The organism is uncultured Victivallis sp. (assembly GCF_944391105.1).
Lineage (GTDB): Bacteria > Verrucomicrobiota > Lentisphaeria > Victivallales > Victivallaceae > Victivallis.
Genome location: NZ_CALXSK010000072.1, coordinates 1 through 9,692, shown reverse-complemented (window position 1 = coordinate 9,692; position 9,692 = coordinate 1). Strand labels below are relative to the sequence as shown.

9 protein-coding genes are annotated in these 9,692 nt (G+C 59.4%); 4 read left to right on the top strand and 5 right to left on the bottom strand.

Annotated elements, in window-relative coordinates:
* Nucleotides 1-57: 57 nt before the first annotated feature.
* From Q0K10_RS15115 to Q0K10_RS15095, 5 genes are read right to left on the bottom strand one after another with little or no spacing between them, the layout of a single operon-like run.
* On the bottom strand, nt 58-1,089 hold the full coding sequence (locus tag Q0K10_RS15115) for a Gfo/Idh/MocA family oxidoreductase (protein ID WP_294508828.1): 1,032 nt from the start codon (nt 1,087-1,089) through the stop codon (nt 58-60).
* Complete coding sequence (locus Q0K10_RS15110) at nt 1,086-2,096, bottom strand: zinc-binding dehydrogenase (protein WP_294508825.1); 1,011 nt, start codon at nt 2,094-2,096, stop codon at nt 1,086-1,088. Before Q0K10_RS15110 ends, Q0K10_RS15115 begins: the two co-directional genes overlap by 4 nt.
* Nucleotides 2,097-2,111: 15 nt before the next feature.
* On the bottom strand, nt 2,112-2,864 hold the full coding sequence (locus tag Q0K10_RS15105; RefSeq protein WP_294508820.1) for an SDR family NAD(P)-dependent oxidoreductase: 753 nt from the start codon (nt 2,862-2,864) through the stop codon (nt 2,112-2,114).
* A gap of 5 nt (nt 2,865-2,869) precedes the next feature.
* Complete coding sequence (locus Q0K10_RS15100) at nt 2,870-3,604, bottom strand: SDR family oxidoreductase (RefSeq protein WP_294508815.1); 735 nt, start codon at nt 3,602-3,604, stop codon at nt 2,870-2,872.
* Between the two features lie 18 nt (nt 3,605-3,622).
* Nucleotides 3,623-4,396, bottom strand: coding sequence for a type I 3-dehydroquinate dehydratase (locus Q0K10_RS15095; protein ID WP_294508812.1), 774 nt, complete (start codon nt 4,394-4,396; stop codon nt 3,623-3,625).
* 180 nt (nt 4,397-4,576) lie between these two features.
* Here Q0K10_RS15095 and Q0K10_RS15090 point away from each other — a divergent pair, with 180 nt between their 5' ends.
* From Q0K10_RS15090 to Q0K10_RS15075, 4 genes are all read left to right on the top strand, one after another.
* Entirely contained in the window at nt 4,577-5,542 is a 966-nt protein-coding gene (locus Q0K10_RS15090; protein WP_294508808.1) for a LacI family DNA-binding transcriptional regulator, read from the top strand.
* A gap of 4 nt (nt 5,543-5,546) precedes the next feature.
* Nucleotides 5,547-6,623 (top strand): coproporphyrinogen-III oxidase family protein, encoded by a 1,077-nt coding sequence (locus tag Q0K10_RS15085; protein ID WP_294508805.1) that lies wholly within the window; start codon nt 5,547-5,549, stop codon nt 6,621-6,623.
* The gene (gene truA, locus Q0K10_RS15080; protein ID WP_294508802.1) at nt 6,620-7,444 is read left to right on the top strand and encodes a tRNA pseudouridine(38-40) synthase TruA; all 825 of its coding nucleotides are present in this window, start codon (nt 6,620-6,622) and stop codon (nt 7,442-7,444) included. Before Q0K10_RS15085 ends, truA begins: the two co-directional genes overlap by 4 nt.
* Before the next feature lie 78 nt (nt 7,445-7,522).
* Nucleotides 7,523-9,562 (top strand): ATP-dependent helicase, encoded by a 2,040-nt coding sequence (locus tag Q0K10_RS15075; protein ID WP_294508799.1) that lies wholly within the window; start codon nt 7,523-7,525, stop codon nt 9,560-9,562.
* The last annotated feature ends 130 nt before the right edge of the window (nt 9,563-9,692 follow it).

Genomic DNA, 9,692 nt, shown 5'->3' with positions numbered 1-9,692 from the left:
TACGTGTAAGTTAATCGCCATAAATTACACGCCGCAAGCAGAAACCGCGAACGTCAGCTATTTATCATACCATCTCCATTTTGTATATCCGGAGGCGGCCAGCGTAATCTCCTCCACCAGATAATCGTGTTCATAAGAATAGGGATTGGTCATTTCGCCGCGAATCATCTTCGCAAGTTCGATGAGCTGCTCCTCGTACCGGTCCGCCTGAGGCGGGAAGCGCAGCGTATGAGTTCCCGCCGGGAAGCCGTTCGCATCTTTTGTCAGCAGCAGCGCGACTTCGACTCCTTTCCCGTCGAACCGCTCGACCGGGCTGAATTCGATCACGCCGCCGGTTCCGGCGATGCGGATCCGTCGTTTATCGATATTGCCCGGGATCCGGCTGCAGGCGCGGAGCGTCACGATCGCATGTGGATACTCGAGCACCGCCATGCAGTTGTTGCGGATCGAATCCCGGTCGCCCGGAGCCGACTTCAGAAACGGTGTGACCGCCTCCGGACGCCCCATCGCGGCCGCGACGAAATCGATCAGGTGACAGCCGAGGTTGTACATGATTCCACCGGAAAACTTCCCGATGTACTCCTGATACTCCTCGCCTCCGTAGCAGTGATTCATATCGGCCTGGATCTCGCACACCTCCCCGATCAACTTCGACCGGATCGCCTCGATGCAGAACCGGAATGCGGGATTCCCCCGGAACATGAACCCCATCTGCAGCGGCAGATTCCTTTCCCGGCAGCCGTCGAGCAGTTTGCGGTAGAGCACCGGATCCTCCCCCGCCGGCTTGTCGAGGTGCATGGGCAGATTCCGTTCCATGCAGCGGATTGCCATCGGAACCAGTTCATTGTTCGGAACTTCGACCGTCACGGCTTCGATCGTCGGATCGTTCAGCACCTCTTCGAGTGACAGAAACTTGAGTCCTTCGTAGGGAACGAGATAATCGCCCGCGAACTTCGGTGTTTTCGAGAACGTGTTGTCATCGACCACTCCGACGATTTCGAAATAATCCGGCAGCCGTTTAAGCGAGATGATTTTTCCCAGGGCATGTTCGTGGCAGACGCCGATCTGAGCGATTCGAATCTTCTTCATTGCAAGTTCCTCCAGTCAAAAGCGATGCCGAGCGGCGGATTTTTCGTTTTCGCGATGCACTCATATACCTCGTGCGCCTTTTCCGGAGATACGACCTCCGAAATCACCGGCCGCACCTGAAGCCGTCCCGCCGCCACAAGCTTCAGGAACGTGCGGTAGTCATCAAACTCCGTCCACATTCCGGGACGCGACTCTTCGGTCGGGCGCGTCTGCGTGTGCGCACCGATCAGCGTTATGCCGCGCCGGTGCACATACTTGTAGAAGTCGATCGGCGCATCCGATACGCGTGTGCATCCGAGCAGGGAAATCCGCCCCATCCAGGCGACGTATTCGAGCGCCTGCTGAAGCGCCGCCGCCACGCCGGTCACTTCGACTATGCCGTTTACTCCCCGGCCGCCGGTCGCTTCGAGCACCTGTGCGATAAAGTCGGGCGCATCCGGAGAAAACGTCCGATCCGCGCCGAGTTTTTCAGCCAGCTCCCGCCGCTTCGGGTCGAGGTCGCATGCGAAGAGCGGAATCGCTCCCGAGAGTCGCGCGATCTGCAGCGCGAACACTCCGAGAATCCCCTGACCGGCGATCATCGCGGATTCTCCGAGTTCGAGCCGCAGTTTGCGCACTCCGAGGAATGCGAACGAGGCGATGTGCGTAAAGGCCGCATCCAGAAGATCGATCGAATCATCTTCGATCTTGAAGACGGTGTTCGCCTTCTTCACGGTGTAGGAACGATGTCCTCCCCAGGTGATGAGCACCCGGTCGCCGATTTTCAGATTTTCGACCGCGTCACCTGCCGCGACGACTGTCCCGGCGGCGCTGTACCCCGGATGGTAGGGAAAACTCTGCGACGTGTTCGGCAGCCCGAGCAGCCACGCGCGTTCGGTTCCCGCACTGACCGCGCTGAAATCGCTCTTGAGAAGAACCTCATCCGGCTTGAGCGAGGCGGGATCGAACTCCTGATGTTTCAATACCGCGTTTCCCGCAGTCTCCACCTCTACATAATAAACTTTCATTTCAGGCCATCCTCCTTATTGAATCCAGGCTGCATTCCTGGGGCCAACCACCCGGCCGCCGTCGACAAGGTAGTTGCATCCGGTGATGTAATCTCCTTCCGGAGCCGCGAGGTACGCGATCATCGAAGCGATGTCCTCCGGAACTCCGGAGCGTCCGAGCCAGGTGCCCTGATTCTCCTGCACCTGCGGCCCGCAGATCATGCCGGGCGAGACGCAGTTCACCGTCACGCCATGCTTCCCCGCCTCCATCGCGAGCGTCTGGCTGAATGTGATGACGCCCCCCTTCGAAGCGGCGTAATCCGCCCAGCCCGGAAGTCCCGAGACGCCGGCAATCGATGCCAGGTTGATGATTTTGCCGTATCCGCGCGCGATCATGCCGCCGACCGCCTCCCGGCAGCAGAGCATGGTGCCGATGAGATTCACGTCGATGATCGCTTTCATGGTTTCAACCGGCGTCTGCTGAAGCGGAGCGGATTGTTTCCGCAGCAATCCGGCGTTGTTCACGAGGATGTCGAGCGGGCCGAGCGCCCGTTCCGCCGCCTCGAATACCGAGGCGATTCCTTCCGGGTTCGTCACGTCAAGCGCCGCGGCAAACGCCCGGCCGCCCGCAGCGGTGATTCCGGCGGCGAGCTTTTCTGCGCTTTCGAGCGAAAGATCCGTAACCGCGACGGCGGCTCCTTCCGCAGCGAGGCGGCGGACGACTGCCGGTCCGATCAAACCGCCGGAACCGGTGACAAGGGCGACTTTTCCATTCAAACGTTTTTCCATGATGTTCAACTTCCTGTTGCGCAGCTGCGGCCGCCGTCGATTTGATAATTGCAGCCCGTAATGGAGACCGCTTTGTCCGAGCAGAGGAACATGATGAGCTCCACCACCTCGTCCGGCCGGGCTGCATGTCCGAGCAATGTTTTCATATTGGCCATCGCGGGGCGGGTCAGCACCGGCCCCGGAGACACGCAGACGGAACGCACTCCGTAGGGCGCTCCATAAATCGCCAGCCCCCGCGAGAGACCGATCATCCCGCTTTTGGCCGCTCCGTTATCGATGGATCCGCCGATCACGCCGTCGATCGAACCCATGTTGATGATGACACCGCTCCGACGTTCACACATCTGCTTGAGCACCGCGCGCGAGAAGAGCACCGCTCCTTTCAGGTTCACGTCGATGCACCATTCGATGCTTTCGATCGAGGCCGTTCCGAAGTCGGGCTGACTCCAGATGCGGCTTGCGGCGCCGCCGGCGGAGTTCATGAGAAAATCGACTCCTCCGAACTTTTCTGTCGCAAGATTGACGGCATGCTCGATCTGACTGTAGTTTCGAACGTCGACCGCGACTCCGATCGCATTGCCGCCGCGGCTGCGGATCTCCTCGGCCGCGGCCTCCACCGCATCCTGGTTCACATCGGTCAGGACAACGTTCGCTCCGGCCGCGGCCATCTTCTGCAGAAACAGCAGCGCCATGCCAGAGGCGGCTCCGGTTGCAATTGCGGTTTTCCCTTTGAAATTCATGATGCCTTCCTGATTCCGTCAAAAATCGTTGATGTTCCAGTGCATGTTGTTCAGGACGCTCTTCATTGCGCGGATGGTCGGCTGGGTCATGCCGTAGCGCGGTTCGTAATGCGACACGCAGAAGAAGATCGAAACCCCGAGGGCCGGCCCCATAAACCGGTGGGGGCGGCTGTAACTCCCGTTGCAGAGATGGATGAACGGCTTCCCAAGCTCCCGTTTCAGCAGCAGAGTCGTGCGGAACGCTTCGGCAAGCTCCTCATCGGTGTTGACGGTCGTGACGATTTTGACGACGTCCGCTCCGCGTTTCGCAACCTCGGACAGGTGCTCGAATACCTGCTCGGCCGTGCGCGGACACTGCATGTGCGAGGAGATGACCACGTCCGCTCCAAGAGAGTGAATGCGGTCGATCAGCCGTTTCTGTTTGTCGATGGCGGCAGGGTTGCGGGTGAGTTCCATCGGCGAAGGATCGTAGAGGTCGCCCATCACGTCGATGATCGATCCGCCCGCCTCCGCGGCGGCAAGCAGGATCTCCTGCCGCCCGTCGTCGTCGAGATTCTGCTGGGAGTCGTTGCGGTAGAAACAGAACATGGTCGGAAGATTCACCGCGTCGATGACGCTTTTGAGCGAATCCCGGTTCCGGAATTCCGGTTTCAGGTCGCGCAGTTCGATTGCAAGTCCGTCCGCCCCCTCAAATTCGCAATTTCGCGCTTCGGCGATCAACTCCTGCGGCGTCTGGCCTGCGAAGATTCCGGTCGCCACCGGTTGCGGTTGATTTAAAAATGTCCGTTTCACAGCTTGATCTCCCGGGTTGTTTGATTGTTTGCTGCTGCTGGAATAACAATATCGCCTTCCAATCCCCGGTTCAACTGAGTTTTCCCGGCGTTTCTGAAAAGAATCGTGAAAGTTCTGCTTGATTCTCAAAAAAATGAATGTTATATTGCAAATAAGTCAAAAATATGGGAAATCTGTCAAATGACTATCTCGGAGATTGCGAAACTGGCGGGGGTTTCGACCTCGACCGTGTCACGGGTGTTCAGCCATCATCCGAACATCCGCGAGGACGTCCGGAATCACGTATTTGCGGTTGCACGGCAGTACGGCTATCATCCGCGTATTTCGAGCCGTCAGAAGAATGTGATCATCATCACACCGTACAACTCCGACTATCCTGTTCACAGCTGCGTGGATATGCTGCTCATGGCGCTGACGCAGGAACTGCCTCCGCGCGGATTCCGGCTGGAGATTCTGCCGCATGACAACCTTGAGCGGCTTGCCGGCATCCAGTTCTGCGCAGCGGTTGCGATCGGGGCCGAACCGGAGGAGTTCCGTGACTGGCCGGAGCGGTTTACGCCGCCGCTCGTGCTCGTCGACCGAAAGGGGGAACGCATGCCGCCGGAGGTCTATCAGGTGCGTTCCGACGAAACCCAGGGCATGGAACTTGCGATCAATCACTTGCACGAGCGCGGCTGCCGGAAGATCGGCTGCATCATCCACGGCGATCCCGGAACCGGAAACGCCGACCTGCGCCGTGCGGCGATCGAACGGGCGCTCCGGGAGCGCGGACTGCCTGCGAACGATTATCTGATCCACTTCTCCGGGCCGGGAACGGAACGGTATGTCGACCTCATCGGCAAGTTGCTGCGCCAGAATGTCGACGCGCTCTTCTGTCCGGGCGGAAATGCCGGAATCGTTTCGCTCTACGCGTTTTCGCTTTACAATCGTCGGATTCCGGACGACATTTCGCTCATCGCGACCGAGCAGACCTTCTTTTCGGAGTACGCCGTTCCGCCGCAGACCACGGTCACGCAGGACTACAAGGCCGTTGCCGCCGCCGTCGCCGATGTGATCGAGGCGCGGATCGACGGCCGCCGCGCCGAACCCTCAACCGTGCTGCCCTACCGGCTCATCAAGCGCGAGAGCGTGCGCATGCGCGGCTGACCTTATGAACTACTATTTCCACGTGCCGTTCTGCCGCTCGAAGTGCGGATATTGCGCGTTCTACTCGGAAGCTGCTCCGCAGGAGGAGTTCATGGATGCGTATCTCGCCCGGATCGAACGGGAACTCGAACACTTCGAACCGGAGGAGCCGTGCGAAACCATCTACCTCGGCGGCGGAACTCCGACGCTGTTCGATGAACGGCGGCTTGAACGGCTGTTTGCAATGATTACACGAATCCTCGCACCGCCGCCGGATGCCGAGATCTCGATCGAAGCGAATCCGGAGACGCTTACAACAGCGAAAGTCGCACTCCTCCGCTCCTTTGCGAACCGGCTGAGTCTCGGGGTGCAGTCGTTCGACCCGCAACTCCGCGGGACGCTCGGGCGTGACTGTTCACAAGCCGCGCTTGAACGCGCGCTGGATCTCGTTGCGACTGCGAAATTTCCGCACTGGAACTGCGACCTCATCTATGCGATTCCCGGTCAGAGTTGTGCGGCGTTCCGGCGTGATCTCGACGCCGCGGTTGCGCTTGGAGTCGATCACCTTTCCTGTTACAGCCTCACACCGGAAGAGGGGGCGCGCCTCGCGGATTCGCTCATCCCCGACGAAGAGGAGTCCGAACGCATGTGGAAGATCGCAAGTGATTGCGGACTGCCGCGTTACGAAATCAGCAACTATGCGAAGCGCGGCGGCGAATGCCGGCACAACAGGAACGTATGGCGCGGCGGAAAACTGCGCGGGTTCGGCCCCTCCGCCGCCGGGTTCGACGGCGTGCGCCGTTCGATCGAACCGGCCTCGCTCGCGGCATGGCTGCGTGGTGATCCGCCCGAGATCGACGAGATTCCGCCGGAAGAGCGGCTCAACGAGATCTTCGCGGTGAATCTGCGCACTGTGCGCGGTTGGACCCGGGAGCTCTGGGCAGGGGTCCCGAACGCAGATTCCTGGGAGAACCGGATTGCGGTCGCACGGCGTGCCATGGCGGAAACTTTCCCGGAATGGTTTGACATTTCGCCGGAACGCATTACATTAACGAACTCCGGTTTGCTTTTCTGGAACAGTGTGGCGGAAATGATTTTATGAGTTCGCTTGAACAGACCCCTTATGAGCCGTATAAACGGTATTTGCTGGAAATCGCCTACGACGGCGGGAATTACAGCGGCTGGCAGATCCAGCCGCACTGCCTCGCCGTGCAGGAGGTGCTTCAGAAGATTTTAACGAAGATGTACGCGGGGCTGCCGATCCATCTGATCGGCAGCAGTCGGACCGATGCGGGCGTTCACGCTCAGCGCTTTGCTGCGAGCTATCTCACGCCTGTGCGGCCGGACATCCCGCCGGACAAGATTCTGCGGGCGGTGAACCGGCAGCTCCCCGTCGACATCAAACTGCGCACGGTTCGCGAGGTTCCGCTCGAATTCCACGCGCGTTACGATGCGCTCGGGAAAGCCTACACCTATGTGCTGAATCTCGGCGCGCCGTCGCCGTTCGTCGACCGGTACAGCTGGGTGCCGTACCACCGCATGGATGTCGCAAAGATCCGGGCCGCTGCGCAAGAACTTGTCGGGACGCACGACTATTCGAGCTTCGTCGTCGAGCGCAGCATGATCGATGACGCGGTGCGGACCATCTTCCGCATCGATGTGACTGAAATCGGGCAGTTCTGCTGCTGCACGTTCGTCGGCAACGGATTCCTCTACAAGATGATCCGCTGTCTCATGGGGACGCTTGAGGCGGCCGGGAGCGGCAAGCTCGATCCCGCGGCAGTTCGGAGAATTCTTGAGGCGCGCGACCGTTCGGTTGCTCCCGAAACCGCTCCGCCGCAGGGACTTTTCCTCATGAAGGTGTTTTACTCCGAGGAGGAGCGGGCAAATTTCCGGCTCGACGGACTGCCGTTCTGCTTTTAACTGTGCCGCAACTGGCAATGAGCGCATTTCCGTGGTATAGTAACGGGATGACGATTTATATTTTCAGGAGATTTGAGGATGAGTGAATTCCTTTCCCGTTTGAACCCGGAACAGGCCGATGCCGCCGCGACCGTGAACGGTCCGGTGCTCGTGCTCGCCGGAGCCGGAACCGGCAAAACCCGCGTGATCACATTCCGCATCGCGCACATGCTTTCGATCGGAATCCCGCCGGAGCAGATTCTCGGCATGACCTTCACGAACAAGGCCGCGCGCGAGATGCGCGAACGGCTCGCACAGCTTGTCGATCCCGATGTCGCGTCGCGGGTCACGCTCGGGACGTTTCACAGCTTCTGTATCCGGATTCTGCGGCGCGAAGCCGCGAAACTGGGTTATCTGCCCGGCTTCACCATCGCGGACGACTCCGATCAGCAGGGATTGCTCAAGCAGGCCGTCGGCAACGCGGGGTTCAGCACCCGGGAGGGGTTTCCGCTGGCGGAAATCCAGGCGCAGATCGGGAAATGGAAGAACCGGCTGCTGTTTCCGAAAGATGCAAAGAAATTTGCCGAAACGGGTTATGAGGAGAATTGCGCGATCATCTACGAGCACTATCAGGAGCTGCTCGAACTGCAGAATTCGCTCGATTTCGACGATATGCTTCTGCTGGTTCATAAACTTTTCACCGAGTTTCCGGAAGTGCTTGCAAAGTATCAGGACCGCTACCGCTATCTGCTGATCGACGAGTATCAGGATACGAATGCCGCCCAGTTCACGATCGTAAAGCTGCTGGTCGGCGAGAACTGCAATCTCTGTGTCGTCGGTGACGACGACCAGAGCATCTACTCGTGGCGCGGAGCGGACATCAGCAACATTCTGAACTTTCCCGAACACTTCCCCGGGGCGAAGGTGGTCAAACTCGAACAGAACTACCGCTCGACCACGAGCATTCTGAATGCCGCAAACGTCGTGATCGGCTCGAATGCAAACCGGCACGAGAAAAAACTCTGGTCGGAGCTCGGCGAGGGAGAAAAGGTGCAGGTCATCAAGACCGCCAGCGGAGAGGCCGAGGCGGAGTTCATCGCCGGCATGATCCGCCAGCTGCACAACTCCGAACAGCATCCCTACAATGATTTTGCGATTCTCTACCGTTCGAACCACCTTTCGCGGGAACTCGAACAGGCGATGCGGCGCAACGGGATTCCCTATCGCCTGGTCGGCGGGCAGGAGTTCTATAAACGGCGTGAGATCAAGGATGCGGTTTCGTACCTGAAGCTGCTTGTCAATCCGCATGACGACCAGAGTCTGCTGCGCATTCTGGGGACTCCGCCGCGCGGACTTGCGGCCAAGGCGGTCGAGCAGCTCAAGATCGGCCGCGCCGCCACCCATACGCCGATGGTCGATCAGCTCGGGCGCGAGGAGTTCCGGAAAACTCTGCCTCCCAAAGCCGCCCGGGCGGCGGAGGAGCTCGACGAGACCTTCCGGCTTTATCGTGAAAAATTCCAGGAACCCGGAGCTCTCGCCGCAAAGGTTACCGCCTTTCTGCGCGACGTCGGTTACCTCGACGGGCTTCAGCGCGTCTACAAGGATCTGAACGACTCGATGAAGCGGCGTGAAAACGTCGATGAATTCATCAATGCCATCGCCCAGTTCGAACAGCGGCAGAAGGAGCCCCAGACCCTCGAATCCTATCTGGAGAGTTTTGCTCTGCTCGAAGAGAGCGACCGCACCGAGGAGGATGAGACGAATGCGGATGCGGTCACTCTGCTGACGGTTCACGCCTCGAAGGGGCTTGAATTTCCGGTGGTGTTTCTGGTCGCGCTTGAACGGGGGCTTTTTCCGCACGAGCGGGCGGTGGAAGAGGGATCGACTGAAGAGGAGCTGCGGCTCTTTTACGTCGCCATCACCCGCGCCCGCCGGAAGTTGTACATCACCCGCGCCGCCCGGCGGCTTCAGCGCGGCATGCTCCAGCCCGCGATGCCTTCGCCGTTCCTGGAACTGCTCGACGACGATGTTGCGGAATTTCCCGCCCCGGAGGAGCTGCTCCGCCCCGCGGGCGAGGAGTCGGTCCGGCAGGCGTTCGCCGACATCTTCAAGATGCTCGACAAACGCAACCGCAACTGATCTTTCACAACAGATTTTTCATTGAGACCATGTCCCGGTTCAGCCGGGACATGGTTTTTTTATATTGCTTAAGCGCAAAAAAACTACCGGCTGCGCCGGTATGTAGCCGAATAGCTTCAGCTTAAAGGCG